This window comes from Kerstersia similis, from assembly GCF_965139615.1.
GTDB classification, from domain to species: domain Bacteria; phylum Pseudomonadota; class Gammaproteobacteria; order Burkholderiales; family Burkholderiaceae_B; genus Kerstersia; species Kerstersia similis.
Genome location: NZ_CBCSIQ010000006.1, coordinates 111,002 through 128,101 on the forward strand (window position 1 = coordinate 111,002; position 17,100 = coordinate 128,101).

Annotated in this window: 15 protein-coding genes; 8 read left to right on the forward strand and 7 right to left on the reverse strand. The window is 62.1% G+C overall.

Annotated features, from left to right (window positions below; all coding sequences use genetic code 11):
- Nucleotides 1-9: 9 nt before the first annotated feature.
- Together ACNA1V_RS05965 and ACNA1V_RS05970 are read right to left on the reverse strand one after the other, a co-directional pair.
- On the reverse strand, nt 10-612 hold the full coding sequence (locus ACNA1V_RS05965) for a TetR/AcrR family transcriptional regulator (RefSeq protein ID WP_415832671.1): 603 nt from the start codon (nt 610-612) through the stop codon (nt 10-12).
- Between the two features lie 266 nt (nt 613-878).
- Nucleotides 879-1,175, reverse strand: a complete 297-nt coding sequence (locus ACNA1V_RS05970; RefSeq protein WP_415832672.1) for a DUF333 domain-containing protein — start codon at nt 1,173-1,175, stop codon at nt 879-881.
- A 330-nt stretch (nt 1,176-1,505) separates the two neighbouring features.
- Here ACNA1V_RS05970 and phnX point away from each other — a divergent pair, with 330 nt between their 5' ends.
- A complete protein-coding gene (gene phnX / locus ACNA1V_RS05975; RefSeq protein ID WP_415832673.1) occupies nt 1,506-2,372 on the forward strand; it encodes a phosphonoacetaldehyde hydrolase in 867 nt (288 codons plus the stop codon).
- A gap of 19 nt (nt 2,373-2,391) precedes the next feature.
- Here the strand turns inward: phnX and ACNA1V_RS05980 are convergent, their stop codons facing one another.
- Nucleotides 2,392-3,270 (reverse strand): LysR substrate-binding domain-containing protein, encoded by an 879-nt coding sequence (locus ACNA1V_RS05980; protein ID WP_415832674.1) that lies wholly within the window; start codon nt 3,268-3,270, stop codon nt 2,392-2,394.
- Nucleotides 3,271-3,579: 309 nt separating this feature from the next.
- Here ACNA1V_RS05980 and ACNA1V_RS05985 point away from each other — a divergent pair, with 309 nt between their 5' ends.
- From ACNA1V_RS05985 to ACNA1V_RS06005, 5 genes are read left to right on the forward strand one after another with little or no spacing between them, the layout of a single operon-like run.
- Nucleotides 3,580-3,849, forward strand: coding sequence for a hypothetical protein (locus ACNA1V_RS05985; protein ID WP_415832675.1), 270 nt, complete (start codon nt 3,580-3,582; stop codon nt 3,847-3,849).
- 1 nt (nt 3,850) lies between these two features.
- Nucleotides 3,851-4,903: a multidrug transporter subunit MdtN gene (gene mdtN, locus ACNA1V_RS05990; RefSeq protein ID WP_415832676.1), complete on the forward strand. Its 1,053-nt coding sequence runs from the start codon at nt 3,851-3,853 to the stop codon at nt 4,901-4,903.
- Nucleotides 4,887-6,806, forward strand: coding sequence for an FUSC family protein (locus ACNA1V_RS05995; protein ID WP_415832677.1), 1,920 nt, complete (start codon nt 4,887-4,889; stop codon nt 6,804-6,806). The genes mdtN and ACNA1V_RS05995 overlap by 17 nt, the downstream gene beginning before the upstream one ends.
- Entirely contained in the window at nt 6,796-8,340 is a 1,545-nt protein-coding gene (locus ACNA1V_RS06000) for a TolC family protein (RefSeq protein ID WP_415832678.1), read from the forward strand. The genes ACNA1V_RS05995 and ACNA1V_RS06000 overlap by 11 nt, the downstream gene beginning before the upstream one ends.
- Nucleotides 8,341-8,353: 13 nt before the next feature.
- The gene (locus tag ACNA1V_RS06005; protein WP_415832679.1) at nt 8,354-9,034 is read left to right on the forward strand and encodes a MarC family NAAT transporter; all 681 of its coding nucleotides are present in this window, start codon (nt 8,354-8,356) and stop codon (nt 9,032-9,034) included.
- A gap of 74 nt (nt 9,035-9,108) precedes the next feature.
- Here ACNA1V_RS06005 and aspT read toward each other — a convergent pair whose 3' ends face one another.
- From aspT to ACNA1V_RS06020, 3 genes are all read right to left on the reverse strand, one after another.
- On the reverse strand, nt 9,109-10,809 hold the full coding sequence (aspT, locus tag ACNA1V_RS06010; RefSeq protein ID WP_415832680.1) for an aspartate-alanine antiporter: 1,701 nt from the start codon (nt 10,807-10,809) through the stop codon (nt 9,109-9,111).
- A gap of 104 nt (nt 10,810-10,913) precedes the next feature.
- Nucleotides 10,914-12,290, reverse strand: coding sequence for a glutamate decarboxylase (locus ACNA1V_RS06015; RefSeq protein WP_462937399.1), 1,377 nt, complete (start codon nt 12,288-12,290; stop codon nt 10,914-10,916).
- A gap of 185 nt (nt 12,291-12,475) precedes the next feature.
- Nucleotides 12,476-13,924, reverse strand: coding sequence for a metal-dependent hydrolase family protein (locus tag ACNA1V_RS06020; RefSeq protein ID WP_415832682.1), 1,449 nt, complete (start codon nt 13,922-13,924; stop codon nt 12,476-12,478).
- Nucleotides 13,925-14,243: 319 nt separating this feature from the next.
- On the opposite strand from ACNA1V_RS06020, the gene ACNA1V_RS06025 reads away from it, so the two are divergent.
- Both ACNA1V_RS06025 and ACNA1V_RS06030 read left to right on the forward strand, forming a co-directional pair.
- The gene (locus ACNA1V_RS06025) at nt 14,244-15,113 is read left to right on the forward strand and encodes a methylenetetrahydrofolate reductase (protein ID WP_415832683.1); all 870 of its coding nucleotides are present in this window, start codon (nt 14,244-14,246) and stop codon (nt 15,111-15,113) included.
- A 65-nt stretch (nt 15,114-15,178) separates the two neighbouring features.
- Nucleotides 15,179-15,634: a nuclear transport factor 2 family protein gene (locus tag ACNA1V_RS06030; protein WP_415832684.1), complete on the forward strand. Its 456-nt coding sequence runs from the start codon at nt 15,179-15,181 to the stop codon at nt 15,632-15,634.
- A 173-nt stretch (nt 15,635-15,807) separates the two neighbouring features.
- Here ACNA1V_RS06030 and ACNA1V_RS06035 read toward each other — a convergent pair whose 3' ends face one another.
- Complete coding sequence (locus ACNA1V_RS06035; protein WP_415832685.1) at nt 15,808-17,100, reverse strand: O-acetylhomoserine aminocarboxypropyltransferase/cysteine synthase family protein; 1,293 nt, start codon at nt 17,098-17,100, stop codon at nt 15,808-15,810.

Sequence of the window (17,100 nt, forward strand, 5' to 3'; positions counted from 1 at the left end):
GAACTCCGACTACGGTTGCGTCGCCACGGCCTGCCGCAGCGTATGCTCGAAAATATGCTTCATGGCCTGCCAGCGCGCGGCGAACTTATCGCTGCCGGCATAGACCAGCCTGACATGCAGGCTATCGACAATGCCCAGGTAGGCCTGGCCATACAAACGCACCCTGGCTGGCGCCAGTGCCTGCCCGCCGGCCCACACCTTCAGGCGCTGCTTGAACCCTTCCAGCAATAGCCCCAGATAACGCTCATAGCTGGCATCCAGGCGCGCCTGCAAGTGCCTGGGCGACAAATAGGCCGCCTTCAATAGAAAGCGCAGATGCGCAGACTGGACATAGCGCCGCGCCATGCCGGCGCAATACCTGGCTCCCGGCAATTCGCTGCCTTGCTCCGCCGCCAGGCAACGCAAGGCATAGTCGCTTTCCAGCTGGATGGCGTCATCGAAAATCACCAGATACAACTCATCCTTGCCGGAGAAATGCGAATACAGGGACGCCTTCCGGATCGCCACGGCTTCGGCAATGTCATTGAGTGAGGCGGCGTCATAGCCGCGTTCGGCAAAGTGCTCGACGGCGGCCTGACAGATTCGTTCTGCCGCAGGTGTCCGTTCAGACATGATGATTCCCCTAGCGTCCCCGATGTTTCCTGTTGTGCAACGACACGTTGCGGCGCGCATACTACCTACCGATAGGTAGCCTGTCAATCGGAACCTGAGGAAACCAGGCGCAGCAGAAAAGACCTGGCGGGTGATTGTGAGGAGTGCTTGGAATTAGGGAGAGCGGGGAAATGGCGGGCATTCGGATATTGGCAGCATCTGCCCGGGCAGGCTGAGCGGCAGCATTCGCGCGGCTCAAGCTGACGCCTGCACGTATCCGGCCGGCCTCAGGGTTTGTCGATCTCCACGACTTCAGGAAAATCGCGGCGGTATAACGCCCATTCGTCGATCCTGCGGCCATCAGGCAGCAGGCAAATGCCGGCCTGGCCCGCCGGCGTGGATTCAACCGTTACCGTGCCACCCTTTTCCTCGCAATAGACCGAGGCCGGGTTGGGCAGGCTCACGGCCTGCGCGGCATTCGCCCCGCCCGCTACGCCGCCAGACACGCCGCACCCCGCCAACACCGCAGCGCATATCGCCGCCCCCATCCCGGCACACAGACCGGGCCATGACACTCCAGGCATATCTCTCCCCAGGCAAACGTGGCGGCACGCAATCCCGCCACCGGCACACGCGCATTATCGTGGAACCGCCGTCCGCATGCGCAGCCCCCACGCCCGAACCATGACGCCAACATGAATTATTCATGACAGCCCGATGACGGAACGGGCATTTCCGAGCTGGACCGCCCCCCAGAAAAACCGATTTTTTCATTTAACTATCAGACAGTTCCATGAAAAAACCGCCGCCATCCTGCCACTGGGACTTATGTCTGATATCCGAAAAAACGATTTCCCCCGCCTGTTCAAATCTGGTGAGATAGCCGCCGTTCTCTCACTCTGCATGGAACCGATATGGCCCAAGCCCCACACTACCAGGCACCCCGGAAAATTGAATGCGTCGTTCTTGACTGGGCCGGCACCACCGTCGATTTCGGCTCGTTCGCGCCCACACAGGTCTTCGTCGAAGCCTTCGCTGAATTCGGCGTACCGATTACGCTGGATGAAGCGCGCGGCCCCATGGGCCGGGGCAAATGGGACCACATCCGCGCGCTATGCGACGACCCTGCCATCGCGGCACGCTATGCGGCGCATCATGGGCAGGCCCCTGACGATGCCGCGGTCACCCGCATCTATGAACGCTTCATGCCGCTGCAGATCGAGAAAATCGGTCAGTACTCGGATCTGATCCCGGGAACGCTGGACACCATCGCAACCTTGCGCGCACAGGGAATCGCCATCGGTTCCTGCTCCGGGTATCCCAGGATCGTCATGGATCGCGTGGCGGCCAGCGCCTTGGCCAAGGGCTATGCGGCCGATCACATCGTGGCCGCCGATGAAGTGCCGCACGGGCGTCCCTTTCCTTCCCAGGCGCTGGCCAGCGCCGTCGCCCTGGGCGCCCGCGATGTTGCCGCCTGCGTCAAGGTGGATGACACCGCCCCCGGCATCATCGAGGGCCGGGCTGCCGGCATGTGGAGCGTGGCCCTGCTGCTGTCCGGCAATGCGCTGGGGGTCACCCATGAACAATACCTGTCCATGCCGGAAACGGAGCGCGAGGCAGCACGCGAACGCATAGGCGCTGCCCTGGCGCCCGCCTGCCCGCACTACATGATAGACACCATCGCCGATCTGCCGGCAGTGATTACCGATATCGAACAGCGCCTGCAGGCGGGCGAGATGCCGCAAACCTGCGCGCCCCGCGCTATCGGCACCCTGGCCTGACGCACACCGGCAGCAGCACTCAGGACACCGGCTGCGCCTGCCGCACCGATGCCAGGAACGCACGAATGGCGCTGCGCGATTCATGCTCGCGCAGCGTTACCAGATATTCCGGCATGCGGCGCGTGCAATCGCGAATCTCGATGGCACACAGCCGCGTGTCGCCCCCCAGCTCGGCAGCCGATACGATCCCCACGCCCACGCCCGCTGCCACCAATTCGCTGACGGCCTCGCGGCCCTCGACCTCAATCGCCTGTTCGATGCCGAGCCCGGCCCGCTGCATTTCTTCTTCCAGCACCTGACGGGTATGCGAACCCTGCTCGCGCAGAATCAGGGGCAGGCCGGCCAAGTCCACCAGGGACAGCTGCCGGCGCGCGGCCCAGGGATGCCCGGCCGCCGCAAAAGCGACGATAGGATGTTCCGCCAGTTTCATGCTCAGCAGCCTGCCATCGTCCGGGTGCCAGCCGACTACCGCCAGATCGGCCTGGTAATCGAACAGGCGCGTGAGCGACTGGCTGGAATTGCCTGCCGCCAGCTTGAGCCGGATACCGGGATAGGCGCGGCTGAAGCAGGCCAGCGCCGGCAACAGGTGCACGGCCGAATCGACGCTCAAGGCAAGGCTGCCACGCTGCAAGGCGCCATGGCTGCGCAACAGTTCATCCGCCTCCGCTTCGGCAGCAAACATACGCTGCGTGATCGCCAGCAATTCCCGCCCGGGTTCGGTCAGCTGTACCTGCCGGCGATTGCGATGAAACAACGCCACCTCGAAGTGTGCTTCCAGTTTGCGTACCTGGTCGGAAATAGCCGGCTGCGACAGACACAGTTTTTCCGCCGCACGACTGAAACCGCCGTGCACCGCCACGGCATGAAACGCTTTGAGCTGGGAATAAGAGGCAGACATGAAGGTGAACCGGAGGAAACCAACCAGGGAACGAAAACCACGGGCAAACACATTGCAGCGCCTCGACATGCTCCATACCAGCGCAGCGCAGCGATCGGCCCTGGCTGCCACACAATCGCGCCTGCCATAGAGAAATGTCAATCTCTTACCTGCCCAAGCAAGCCCGTGACAAGCGAACTGTAGTATAAATTTCAGGATAATCTGATTGCGTGTGTGACGTTCATACCGCAGCTCATATCACAGCACAGCGGCACCGACCGCGGGCACTGTTTTCCCCGTAAAGATTCCGACCCCAGACGCAAGGCGCTCATGGCTGTTACCTATTCCCGGCTGGCTGTTCTGGCTTGTCTCCTGCTGACTGGATGCGGCATACAGCAAGCTCCCTATATTGTCCTTTTCGAATCCTATTTTCCCTCGTGGATCGCTTGCGCCACGTTCGGCTGCATCGCAGCTGTCGTCTTACGATTCGGCCTGATCCGCATCGGCATCGACGAGCACCTGCCTTTCCGCTTCCTGACCTACGTGGCTTTCGCGCTGGCCGTCATGTTCCTTTCCTCACTGTTGATTTTCTCCCGCTGACATGCCGAACGCCAAACCCGCTCCCGCTACGCGGCGCTTGCCCGCGGTACTCATCACCATTGCTTTCCTGGTGCTGGCCGTCGTCACCGGCTGGGCCTATGTCAAACGCCTGGCAAATCAGCCTTTGTCCGAAGATGCCGTCATCACGGCGGAAATCGCCAATATCGCGCCCGCGGTACCGGGCCGCGTCATCCAGCTCAACGTCAAGGAAAACAGCAAGGTAGAAAAGGGCGAACTGTTGTTTGCCCTGGACCCGGAAATCTTCCGCCTGCAGGTGGAACAGGCGCGTGCCGCCGTCCAGGTGGCCGAAGCCGGCATGGACACGCGCAACCGCACCACTTCGGCGGAAAAATCCAATGCCGTCATCGCTGCCGAGCAAGTGCAACGTGCCCGCATCAACCTGTCCCAGAGCACGCAAACGCTCAAACGCCTGCAGTCGCTGCATCCGCAAGGCTATGTCACGACCCAGCAGCTCGAAGACGCCAGCACGCTCAAGCGCAATGCAGAAACCAGCCTGCGGGAAGCGCTGGCGCAACAAGCTGCCGCCGACTCGCTGGTCGGCAACAACGACGCGGCCACGGCAATGGTGCTGCAAAGCCGGGCCGCTCTGGCCATGGCGGAACGCCAACTGCGTGACACTGAGGTATATGCGCCCAACGACGGCTGGGTCTCCGGGCTCGAAATCGCGATGGGCGATTACCTGGTGCCTGCGCAATCCGCCTTTTCACTGATAGATTCAACGCACTGGTACGCCTCCGCCACCTTTCTTGAAACCGAACTGGGCTCCATCCAGCCCGGCGACTGCGCCACCGTCTATGTGGCAGCCGACCGCTCGCGGCCATTGCGGGGCGTGGTCGAATCCATCGGCTGGGGCGTGATTTCCGAGGATCTCATCAACCTGCCGCGCAGTCTGCCCTATGTACCCAAGGCATTGAACTGGGTACGAGTCGGCCAACGCTTCCCGGTGCGTATCCTGCTGGATGCGCCGCCCGAAGACCTAATGCGCGTCGGCGCCTCCGCTTCCGTCATCGTCGATCATGGCAAACAGTGCTGAGATCTCCCGGCAGCGCTTCTGGCGGCAGCTGAAGGAAGACCTGGCGCCCTTTCCCGGGCGTATGGCGCAAACCTGGCGCATGGCGCTGGTCTGCGCCCTGACCTGCATGATGTCCATGGTATATGGCATCCCGGAAGCCGCCATCAGCTGTTATCTGGTGTTCTTCGTCATGAAGCCCGATGCCGCTGAAAGCGTGCTGCTGGCGCTTTCCATGTGCTTCCTGACCATGGGCGTCATCTCGCTGCTGTTCCTCCTGACGCGCTGGACGATACAAGTCCCGCCCATGCGCATCCTGGCCATTGCACTGACCTCGCTGGTCTTCCTGTATCTGGCCTCCGCCAGCAAGCTCGGCGCGCTGGGCGGCATCATTGCGCTGATTCTCGCTTTCGGCCTGACCCTGCTCAGCGACGTTCCGTTCGGCGAACTCGCCACGCGCGGCATCCTGTTCGCCTGGCTCATGGGTGTCATGCCCATGCTGTGGATTGCGATCGTCTCCCTCACCATTGGCCGCAAACCCCTACCCCTGCTGCGCCAGACAGTTTCCGAACGCCTGGAAATCATCGCTGACTGGCTGGAGCGGGCCACCCCGGAAAATCGTGCCCGGCTGCGCGACCAGATCTGGGAAGGCCAGGAAGATCACATGAAACGCTGGGGCATCACACGTCTGTTCGCACTGGCGCGGCGTGATGAATCCCGCCGCCTGGGCATCGCGCTGCAAGACAGTTACCGCCTGGCCTTCATCATGCTGGCGCAGGATCCTGACGCCCATCCAGAAGCACGCCAGGCCATTGCACAACAAGCCAGGATTGCCGCCCGTGCACTGGCAGCAGGCGAGCCTGTGCCGGCCCCCGAAGGTGAGCTGCCCGCCGATGCCTCCGCACCGCTGGTGCAAGGTTGGCACGCCCTGCTGGCCATGGTAGGCACGCCCGACCACCCGCTTGCCACTGCCCCGGCCGAATCCTTCATGCGCCCGGATGCCCGCAGCAACCCGGAACACCTGCGCTACGCCATCAAAACCACGGCCGCAGCCATCATTTGCTACTGCACCTATACCGCGCTGGATTGGCAAGGCATCCATACTGCGATGATTACCTGCTACGTCATCGCCCTGGGGTCCGTCGCCGAAACCACCCACAAACTCATCCTGCGGATCACGGGCTGTCTGATCGGTGCAGCGCTGGGCGTCGGCTCCATCCTGTTCCTCATCCCGCACATGACCTCCATCGGTGCGGTGATGCTGCTGGTATTCTGCGGCACTTTCATTGCCGCCTGGGTCGCCGTCGGCAGCGACCGCGTTTCCTACGCCGGCGTGCAGATCGCCCTGGCCTTCCTCCTCACGGTGCTGAGCGGCTACGGCCCCAGTACCGATATGGACGCCGCCCTGGATCGGATTATCGGCGTGTTGCTGGGCAACTTCGTGGTGTACTTCATGTTCACCCAGTTCTGGCCCGTCAGCGTCTCTCAACGGGTCTGGGACAACACCAGCCGGGCACTGGGCGGCCTGGCCCGCATGGCCCGCATGCCCCGCCCCGGCCAGCCCGCCGAGCAGGAGCACAGCGCCATGCTGGCCGAAGCCGCCAGCATGGCCACCAAGGTAGCCGATACCCGTTACTCGCTGGAACTCGCCGGCTATGAACCCAATTCGCTGCGCCTGTCCAGCACGGAAATCCGCCGCCTGGCCAAGACCTCGCAAGCCATGCGCAATGCCTGCCTGGATATGCTGCTGCAACCCAGTGCCGACCCAGCGCTGGGCGAGCGCCTGGAAACACTATCCAAACAGGCGGCCGACATCTCCTTGCAACGGCCTGAGCTACCGCGGCCGCCCCCTGGCGCAGCACCCGGCGAAGCCCGCAGTCTGGAACGCAACGTGCAACGATTGGAGACTTTGATCAATGGCCGTTAACCATGCGCCCGCATCCCGGCACCGCCCCTGGCGGCTGGCCCTGCTGGCCAGCACTGCGCTGCTGGGCGCCTGCGCCAACACCACCGACTATGCGCCACCCGACGCCGCGCGGGAATGGCAGGCCCCGCAGCCCGACGGTTCCTGGCGCGAACTGGCCATGCACGGGCCGAATCCGGAACGGGTCGCAGAGGATCCCGCGCAGCCCCGGACGGACCAACCCCTGGCCGGCCTGATCGCACCGGATCCAACACAGATTTACGATCTGCCGGATCTGATCGACCTGGCGCAACGCAATAATCCTGCTACCCGGCTGGCCTGGAGCCAGGCCCGGCAAGCGGCCAATACGATAGGCATCACCGACGCCACCTTCCTGCCGATGATCACGGCCTATGTCGTGGGCGGCTATCAATCCACCCGCCGCCGCCTGCCGGAAATCCTCAACCAGACCTTCCATCTCGATGCCAGCGTCAGCGGCGTCGTGCCGCTGGTTGCCCTGGAGTGGCTGCTGTTCGACTTCGGTGAACGCGCCGCCGCGCGGGACACCGCACGCAACCTGGCTATCGGCAGCAATTTCCTGTTCAACAGCGTGCACCAGACCGTCATCCTCGAGGTCATGAATGCCTACTACCAGTACGGTACGGCACGCGAGCGCCATGACATCGCCCAGGAAACATTGCAAAACAGCCTGGCGGTGGAAGCCGCCGTCCAGGCCAAGCGCCAGGCCGGCCTGGCCACGACCGTCGAAGAAGCCCAGGCACGCCAGCAAGTTGCACAAGCGCGCCTGGCCGTCGTCAGTACGGCAGGTGCCGTCAGCAATGCCCGGCAAGCCATGATGAGCGTGCTCAACCTGGAGCCGGACGCCGAGCTGCAGGTCAGCAGCAGCGCCCATCTGCCGCTTCCGGCCGCACAGGACATGCCGGATGGCGCCGTCCTGCGCCGTGCCCTGGCCAATCGGCCTGACATCATGGCCAGCATTGCCTCGCTCAAGGCCGCCGAAAATGCGATTGATGGCGCGCGTGCCGCGTTCATGCCCAAGATATTCATGGCGGCCAGCTATGCCAATGGCACAGCCAACCTGGATGTCGGCAAGCTGCCGGCGCTGAACCAGCAAGGCCCGTCACGCAGCATTCTGGTGGGCGTGTCCATCCCGCTCTATGACGGCGGGCTGCGCACTTCGAGGCTGCGCCAGGCGGAAGAAGGCGTACAGGTCGCCCGCGCCGCGCTGGAAAAGCTGCGCAATACCTCCATGCGCGAAATTGCCCTGGCCGCCAACGCGCTGGACACCGCTTTGCAATCCCATGCCGCCGCCTCTACCCTGGTGGAAACTGCCGGCGTCACCTATAACGCCACGCTGGAAGCCTACAAATTCGGCCTGGGCACGGTCACCGCCGCCACCGAAGCCGCCAATGGCCTGCTGATCGCACGCAGTGCCCAAGCCGATGCCCAGGCGGCAGCACAGATTGCCGCCGCATCGCTGGCATTTGCCCTGGGGCAACTGAACAGCGCAGAAATCCGGCTGACGCCGACGCACTGAGGAGCCATGTTCAATGAATGAAATCCGCGATTTTTTCCAGCTGGTCAGCCTGGGCCTGGTGTTGCTGCTGCCAATCGCCAACCCGCTGACATCCATGTCGCTGCTGCTGGCACTGGGCAAGCGCCTGTCTTACCAGGATCGGATGCGCGAAATCCGGTTGGCAACGATCTATGTCGTCGCCATCCTGTGCGTTGCCTACTATGCCGGCTCATGGATCATGCACTCCTTCGGCATCTCGGTTCCCGGCATGCGCATCGCCGGCGGCCTCATCATCACGTTCCTGGGCTTCACCATGCTGTTCCCGTCCAATTCCGTGACGGACATCCCCGAAGCGGACAAGACCCGGGAAGAACAGCGCCAGGCCACGCAGCCCAGCATTGCCTTCGTGCCGCTGGCCATGCCCGGTACCGCCGGGCCAGGCGCCATCGCAGTGGTCATCAGCCTGGCCGCGCGCATGCACGGCAGCACCCATTACCCGGCCTGGGCCATTCATACGGCGCCGGTGGTAGTGGCCCTGCTGATTGGCCTGCTGTTCTGGCTGTGCCTGCGTTTCTCCAGCAAGCTTTTCACACTGATCGGCGGCAGCGGCGTGGATGCCATCTCCCGCATCATGGGCTTCCTGATGGTTTGCATGGGGGTGCAATTCGTCATCGACGGTGTCCTGGCCGTCATCGCCCAGCACGCCACCGTCTGAATCCATTGAAAAAGGCCGGCTGCCCTGACAGGCAGCCGGCCTTTTTTTTGCGCGCTGTTACCGGCGCGCGAACATCAAATACCGATAAGCAGGACGATGACCATGCCCCACAGGGTCAGCAGAGTATTGCTGACCGCATACGGCACGGTATAGCCCAACATCGGCACATTGCTCTTGGCCACTTCAGCCACCATGGCCACCGAAGCCGTACTGGTACGGGCACCGCCGCAGCAACCCAGATTGATGGCCGGATCGAAACGGAAGATGTACTTGCCGATCAAGGGAGCCAGAATCATGGGCACACCCGTGGCGAACAAGCCCCACAGGAACATCTCCACCCCGATCTGCTGCAAGCCTGAGATAAACGTCGGGCCGGCAGAGATACCCACAACGGCAATGAACACATTCAAGCCGACCGAGTTCATGAACCAGACCGTCGCGCTGGGCACGCTGCCCAACTTGGGCGTGAAACTGCGCAGCCAGCCGAAGATCAGACCGGAGATCAACGCGCCGCCCGAGGTGGACAGGGTAATCGGCACTCCGCCAACCGGAATCACGATGGCGCCAACCAGGCCACCAAGCACGATACCGGAACCCAGCAGCACCATATCCGTGACACTGGTGGGACGGTCGGCATAGCCCACCGCGACCGCCACGGCCTGCACATGCTTCTTGCCACCGCTGATGGTAAGGATGTCGCCACGTTGCAGCTTGGTCTGGGCCTGCACAGGGATATCCACCCCCATGGAGCCACGACGGATACGGTGGACATACACCCCGCGCGCAAACCGCTCTTTGGAGAGATCAATCAGCGTACGGCCATCGACGGCCTTCTGCGTGACAATCACATCCACGCGCTCCATGGGGATGTTCAGCAGGTCTTTGTCCGCAACCTCTTCGGACTGGTTGGACCAGGCAATCAGCGCCTCGTGCGGCCCTGAAACCACCAGGACATCGCCCACTTGCAGCAAGGTATCGTCATCGAAATCTATGAGCTTACCGTTGCGCTGCAGACGCTCCAGCACCAACCGTTCGGCCGAACCATACTCACCCTGCGCCACACCGACCGTCTTGCCTGCAATGACACCATCCTTATGCAGACGGAATGCGCGCATGGCGAACTGGTGCCAGGCCGACTCGATCCCCTCATCGGGTTCGCCCACGGACATCTCTTTTTCATAGCGCTGGCACTCTGCCTGAATATTGATGCCCAGCAGCTTGGGTCCAAGAAATGCGACGATCCAGCCGGTACCAACCGTACCGAACAGATACGTCACCGCGTAGGCGACCGGGATCTGATCCAGCTCGGCCTGAATGACCGACGCCGACTCTCCCATTCGATTCAGTGCATCGGTAGCCAACCCGATGGACGCCGAAATGGTCTGCGAACCTGCCAGCAAGCCGGTTGCCAGACCCGGACCATAGCCTGCCAGCAGCGATGCGACATACACCGATAGCAAGCACAGGCAAGAGATCACCACGGCAAATACCGCTTGCGGCAGACCATCACTGGCCACCCCGCGCACAAACTGTGGTCCGACCCCGAAGCCGACGGCAAACAGGAACATAATGAAGAAAATGGACTTGATCTGTGGCGATATATCTATCCCCAGCTGGCCGATCACGACACCGGCAAGCAAGGTGCCCGTCACCGCACCCAGACTAAATCCCCCCAACTTCCAGGAGCCTATCCAGAAACCCAGCGCCAATGCGAGGAAAATCGCCAGCTCTGGATATGACCGCAAGGTATCTGTAAACCATGTCCACAACATCATGATCAAGCTTCCTTTTCGCCATTCAGGAATGGAAAACCCTGGCCCGTCAAAACGAGCCAGGGAATGCTAACAGACAGCGGAACTACTGCGGGACTGTTGCTTGATTAGTGGTGGAAACCGCCGGAATCGTCCTGCTCACCCGGCACCGACACCGGATGCTTGGCAAAGTAATCCAGGCAGCGGCGGAAGTCTTCCAGCAGCAGCGAGGCCAGGTCGCGGCTCACGCCGTGACGCACCAGGATACGCTGCACCACCAGATCCTCACGGTTGGCAGGCATGGAATATGCCGGAACCTGCCAGCCACGCGAACGCAGGCGATCTGCCAGATCGTAAAGGTTGTAGCCCAGGTTCTTCTGGCCATCCTTCAGCTTCCAGCACAGTGCGGGAATACCTTTCTTGGGGTTGCCGTCGAAAATGATTTCAAACGGACCCATCTTGCCAATTTCCGCGGCCAGATACTGGGCCGTGTCATAGCAAGCGGTCTGTACCCGGGTATAGCCTTCGCGGCCCAGGCGCAGGAAGTTGTAGTACTGCGCCACGATCTGGCCGCCCGGACGCGAGAAGTTCAGCGCGAAGGTGGGCATGTTGCCGCCCAGGTAGTTCACGTTGAAAATCAGTTCCTCGGGCAGGTGCGCGGCGTCACGCCACACAACCCAACCCACCCCCAGCGGCGCCAGGCCGAACTTGTGGCCGGACGTATTGATGGAGACGACGCGCGGCAGACGGAAGTCCCACTCCAGTTCCGGTGCGCAGAACGGTGCCAGGAAGCCGCCGCTGGCGCCATCGACGTGGATGGGGATATCCAGCCCGGTATCCTTCTGCAGCTTGTCGAGCGCATCATGCACGGCCTTGACCGGCTCGTAATCGCACGAGAAGGTCACGCCCAGCGTCGGCACCACACCGATGGTATTTTCATCGACACGCTTGAGCACTTCTTCCGGCGACATGATGAGACGGCCGTTTTCCATCGGGATCTCGCGCAGTTCGACGTCGAAGTAGCGCGCAAACTTGTGCCAGCAAATCTGCACCGGGCCGCAGATCAGGTTCGGCTTGTCTGCCGACTTGCCTGCTGCCAGGCGTTTCTTGCGCCAAGCCCACTTCAGTGCCAGGCCACCCAGCATGGCGGCTTCGGACGAACCCGTCGTCGAGCAGCCCAGGGTATTGGCCGCATCGGGCGAATTCCACAGGTCGGCGATAATGTGAACGCAACGTGCTTCGATCTCTGCCGTCTGCGGATATTCATCCTTGTCGATCATGTTCTTGTCGATCGACTCATCCATCAGCTTGTGGATTTCGTCATCCACCCAGGTCTGGCAAAACGTTGCCAGGTTCTGACGGGAGTTTCCATCCAGCATCAGTTCGTCATGAACGACCTGATAGGCGTGCCGGGGGGCATGTTCCTTGGTGGGAAGCTTGTACTTCGGCATAGCAACGGATAAATCCGTGGAAGCGTACACATCATCCAACAGCGTTTCACGCACAGTGTTTTTTTCATGCAAGGGCATAGCTACCTCTCAGCAAAATGGATTGAAGACACTTGTCACCGAATATCTCCCGACACTTGGCACCGGGTACAGCGACAACGGCCAGCGGATTACAGCAACCCAGGACTCCGGCCCTGCGAAGGCAAAGCCACGACTTCCATCCTGGGGAACAACAACGGGTGCTACAAAGAACTCTTGAAAATCTTGCCGTCCTTCATAATGAGCCTGAGCGACTGCTCCGGCTGCGTCAGAAAGTCCAGGCTGGCTGACGGATCGCCGTCAACCACCAGCAGATCGGCCATGGCATCCTGCGCCAACACGCCAACCTTGCCCTGATAGGTATTGCGCGCACCGGACATGCCGACCAGCTCGCCGTTCTGGCCGGTCGCAATACGCAGGGCTTCCAGCGGTGCGTAAAAACGCGTCATCTTGGCGAGCATGTGCCCGTGCTTGGGCAGGTTCTCGGGCGAAAACAGAATGTCCGTCCCCCAGGCCGTATTCACCTTCAGGCGTTGGGCGAACTCATAGGCGCGAACGGTTCCCTGCGCCACCATCATCTGCTTGGCATGGCTGCGCGGGTCGGCGTGCGGGTTGGCGTCCTCGTCCCCCAGGAAAGGCTGCAGGCTCCACCAGACACCATTGTCGGCCATCAGTTTCGCCGTCTTTTCATCGTTCAGCTGGCCGTGCTCGATGGAGCGCACCCCCGCCTGTACCGCACGTTCTATACCGGCTGCGGTATAGACATGCACCATGACGTAGGTGCCCCAATCACGCGCAGCCGCCACACCGGCACGCAGTTCCGCATCGGTGAATTGCAGGCTTTCCAGCGGGTCGTACACCGAGGTGACGCCCCCGCCAGCCATCAGCTTCAGCTGCGATGCCCCCAGCATCAGCTGCTCACGCGCCCGGCGCAGCACGGCGTCCGCGCCATCGGCCAGCACCGACATGCCGGCACGCTCGACATGGCTGGGCAGCCCTACGTTTTCGGTAATGTCATAGCGCATACGGAAATCACCATGACCGGAGGTCTGGGAAATCATCGCGCCCGAGGGAAAAATGCGCGGTCCAAAGACCACGCCTTCGTCGATGGCGCGTTTCAAGGCAAAGCTGGGGCCGCCGGCATCGCGTACCGTGGTGAAGCCGCGCATCAAGGTATTCTGGGCTTCGCGGGCCGCGACCAGGTGCAGGAACGCCACATCGGCCGTCATCGCTTCGAGTTGCGACACGCCGCACAGGGTCGAATGCCAATGCGCGTCGATCAAACCGGGCATGACGACCCGCCCGCCACAATCTATGACCTCGACGTCATCGCCCAGCGCTTCGCCAGCCGGCACGATGGCCTGGATGCGATCGCCCACGATCCTGACATGCAGGCCGTCGCGCAGCGCCGCCGTCATGCCATCGAACAAACGCAGATTGGTCAGCACAACAGGACGCTGGCTCTGGCGGGGTTGATCCGAGAAGGCGCTATTTGCGCGAAACTTGAGAAACGGAGCAGCGCTCGCGGCCGGACCATTCGCGGCCACCCGGTATGTCATGTCCGCCGCCATGCGCCGGTAGGCCCAGCGCGCCACAGCGCTCACGCAGCCGCAGCGGCAAGACCCGGAATGCGGCTCTTGTCGTCCGCCCATGCGGGCGGCAAGCCTTTGCCCATTCACTGCATGCGACAAATACATCCGTCCTGCTCCTCGTCTATTGCCGGCTTCGCCATGCAAACTTCCATTCCTGCCCGTTTCACACGCCGCATGCGCGTTACCATGCACATACCGCCACGGCACGCCAAAGCTGGCCGCTCACCGGCCGCCACGTGCAAACAAGCGCTTCACAAGGTTCACAACACAAAACCGTCCGTGACCGCTTATTTCAAAATCTGACACTATCTCCAGCTTATCCTTTATTACCTCGAAGTATCTTGACAGATTGTTTCAGCGCTTCACAGATGACCCTTCCATGACGCAGCCTTCCTGTTCTTCTGCGGCTCCTGCCGTCTCTGCCAACACTCTGCTGCAAGAATATTCCCTGGAAATGACTGCCAAGGAAATACGCTCCCTCGCAGCCCTGCGTACACTGGCAGCACCCGGCACACCGATCAACATCACCTTCCTGCCCAATGAACAGGACAGTGCCCGTCTGCAAGCCGCCATCCAGGCGCATTCGCAGGGCCTGCTGCCCGTGCCGCATCTGGCCGCACGCCGCATTCCTTCCGAAACCGCGCTGCGCAGCTACCTGTCCCGGTTGCGCGAACAGGCAGACATCCAGCGTGTCTTTGTCATTGCAGGCGATCCTCCGCAACCGGCCGGCCCTTATGCCGATGCCTTGGCCTTGATACAGACCGGGCTGCTGGCCGAATACGGTATCCGGCAGGTCAACATCAGCGGCTACCCGGATGGCCACCCCGGCATTCCGGATGCCCAGCTCTGGGCCGCCCTGCACGATAAGCATCGCGCCTTGTCACAGCAGGGCCATGACTACGAAATCATTACCCAGTTCGGCTTCGAAGCCGCGCCTGTCCTGGCGTGGCTGGAACGATTGCGCCAGGAAGGCATTACGGCCCCGGTGCGCATCGGCGTAGCGGGGCCCGTGGGCGTCCACAAGCTGCTGCGTTATGCCGCCGCCTGTGGCGTGGGCGCTTCTGCTGGTATCCTGCGCAAATATGGCGTTTCACTGAGCCGCCTGTTCGATACCGCCGGCCCCGAGTTGCTGCTGCGCGCGCTGGCCGCCGGCCTGGAGCCCGAACGTCACGGTATCGTGCGACTGCATTTCTTCCCGTTTGGCGACATGGAAAAAACCCTGCGCTGGATTCTGGCGCAGCCAGCCTGACGTCCTTGCGGGCCAGGTCGGTTTTCCCGGCAACGGCCCAGTTCCACCACCCAGGAGACAAAAAAATGACCCAACCCGCCTTGAAGCCGATGGATCAGTTACTGGTCAAAACCGCCTGTCGCGAGCTGGTGCTGCACACCGCCGCCCTGGCTGACCAAGGCGATTTTGCCGCCATGGCCGAACAGTTTTCCAAGGATGCCGTCCTGCAACGCCCCGGTGGCGAACCCTTGCAGGGCCGCCAGGCTATTTTGGATTCCTACCTGACCCGGCCTGCGGAACGCATCAGCATGCATCTGATCCTCGGCACGCGCTTTACCGAAGTCCATGCGACCCATGCCTGCGCCATTACCCAGGTACAGCTCTGGAACGCGCTCGCCACCGACAGCCCCGGGCCATTCGGCCGCCCGGCCCGTGGACGGGAACTGGTTGGCCATTTCCACGACGAGTTCCGCCTGGAACAGGGAACCTGGAAAATTCTGCGCCGGGCTGCCGGCTTCGATCTATTCCTGGATATTCCCTGAATCCCTGCTTGCCTGGGCAGCTTGCCTGCCCCCTCTGCCCGGCCACATAAACCACAGGCCCCTGACTCTCCCGGCATGCATGGCGTGCCAGGAAAATCAGGGGCCTGTTTGTTTCCTGCCCCGCTCCGCCAACCGTCGGAGAGAGGCAGGATGAAAGTTCAGGTGTACCGGGCTTAAACCGCGGCCAGCGCCTGTTCCAGATCGGCGAGCAGATCGTCGATGTGTTCGATGCCAATGGACAAGCGCACGGTTTCTTCGCGTACACCAGCCTTGGCCAATTCTTCAGGGTTCAACTGACGGTGCGTGGTGGACGCCGGGTGCGTGGCCAGCGACTTGGCGTCACCGATATTGACCAGGCGCGTGAACAGCTTGAGCGCATCCTGGAAACGGGCGCCGCCATCGCGGCCACCCTGGACGCCGAAGGTCATCAGGCCAGGCACGCGGCCCTTCAGGTATTTCTGCGCCAGGGCATGATCCGGATGATCTTCCAGGCCGGCATAGTTGACCCATTCCACCTTCGGATGCTGCTTCAGGAAGCGGGCAACGGCCAGCGCGTTATCGACGATGCGGTCCACGCGCAGCGCGACGGTTTCGATGCCTTGCAGGATCAGGAACGCATTGAAGGGGGAGATCGCGGCGCCGGTATTGCGCAGCGGCACGACACGAGCACGGCCGATATAGGCTGCTGCCCCCAGGGCCTCGGTATAGACCACGCCGTGATAGCTGACATCCGGCTCGTTCAGACGGCGGAAGCGTTCTTTGTGCTCGGCCCAGGGGAACTTGCCCGAGTCGATGATTGCGCCGCCCAGCGAGGTGCCGTGGCCGCCCAGGTATTTGGTGAGCGACTGCACCACGATGTCTGCGCCGTGTTCGATCGGACGCAGCAGGTAGGGGGACGGCACGGTGTTATCGACGATCAGCGGCAGGCCATGGCGGTGGGCCACTTCGGCAATGGCGGCGATATCGGTGATATTGCCCAGCGGGTTGCCCACGGACTCGACGAAAATGGCCTTGGTGCGCTCGTCGATCAGGCCGGCGAAGGAATCGGGGTCGGCACCATTGGCGAAGCGGGTCGTAATGCCCAGCTGCGGCAGGGTATGCGCGAACAGGTTGTAGGTGCCGCCATACAGGGTGGACGCGGAAATGATGTTGTCGCCAGCCTCGGCGATGGTCTGGATCGCATAGGTGACCGCAGCCTGGCCCGACGCCAGCGCCAGCGCGGCAATACCGCCTTCCAGGGCAGCCACGCGCTGTTCCAGCACATCCGTGGTGGGGTTCATGATGCGGGTGTAGATATTGCCCTTGACCTTCAGGTCGAAGAGATCCGCACCATGCTGGGTATCGTCGAAGGAATAGGCGACCGTCTGGTAGATGGGCACGGCCACGGCATGCGTGGTCGGCTCCGGCGTGTAGCCGGCGTGGACGGCAATGGTTTCAAACTTCCAGTTATCGGACTGCTGGCTCAT

Coding starts and splice junctions, on each gene's coding strand:
- phnX (WP_415832673.1), top strand. CDS start 1,506: ATGGCCCAAGCCCCACACTACCAGGCACCCCGGAAAATTGAATGCGTC.
- ACNA1V_RS05980 (WP_415832674.1), bottom strand. CDS start 3,270: ATGTCTGCCTCTTATTCCCAGCTCAAAGCGTTTCATGCCGTGGCGGTG.
- mdtN (WP_415832676.1), top strand. CDS start 3,851: ATGCCGAACGCCAAACCCGCTCCCGCTACGCGGCGCTTGCCCGCGGTA.
- ACNA1V_RS06005 (WP_415832679.1), top strand. CDS start 8,354: ATGAATGAAATCCGCGATTTTTTCCAGCTGGTCAGCCTGGGCCTGGTG.
- aspT (WP_415832680.1), bottom strand. CDS start 10,809: ATGATGTTGTGGACATGGTTTACAGATACCTTGCGGTCATATCCAGAG.
- ACNA1V_RS06020 (WP_415832682.1), bottom strand. CDS start 13,924: ATGGGCGGACGACAAGAGCCGCATTCCGGGTCTTGCCGCTGCGGCTGC.
- ACNA1V_RS05995 (WP_415832677.1), top strand. CDS start 4,887: ATGGCAAACAGTGCTGAGATCTCCCGGCAGCGCTTCTGGCGGCAGCTG.
- ACNA1V_RS05970 (WP_415832672.1), bottom strand. CDS start 1,175: ATGCCTGGAGTGTCATGGCCCGGTCTGTGTGCCGGGATGGGGGCGGCG.
- ACNA1V_RS06000 (WP_415832678.1), top strand. CDS start 6,796: ATGGCCGTTAACCATGCGCCCGCATCCCGGCACCGCCCCTGGCGGCTG.
- ACNA1V_RS06030 (WP_415832684.1), top strand. CDS start 15,179: ATGACCCAACCCGCCTTGAAGCCGATGGATCAGTTACTGGTCAAAACC.
- ACNA1V_RS06035 (WP_415832685.1), bottom strand. CDS start 17,100: ATGAGCCAGCAGTCCGATAACTGGAAGTTTGAAACCATTGCCGTCCAC.
- ACNA1V_RS06025 (WP_415832683.1), top strand. CDS start 14,244: ATGACGCAGCCTTCCTGTTCTTCTGCGGCTCCTGCCGTCTCTGCCAAC.
- ACNA1V_RS05985 (WP_415832675.1), top strand. CDS start 3,580: ATGGCTGTTACCTATTCCCGGCTGGCTGTTCTGGCTTGTCTCCTGCTG.
- ACNA1V_RS05965 (WP_415832671.1), bottom strand. CDS start 612: ATGTCTGAACGGACACCTGCGGCAGAACGAATCTGTCAGGCCGCCGTC.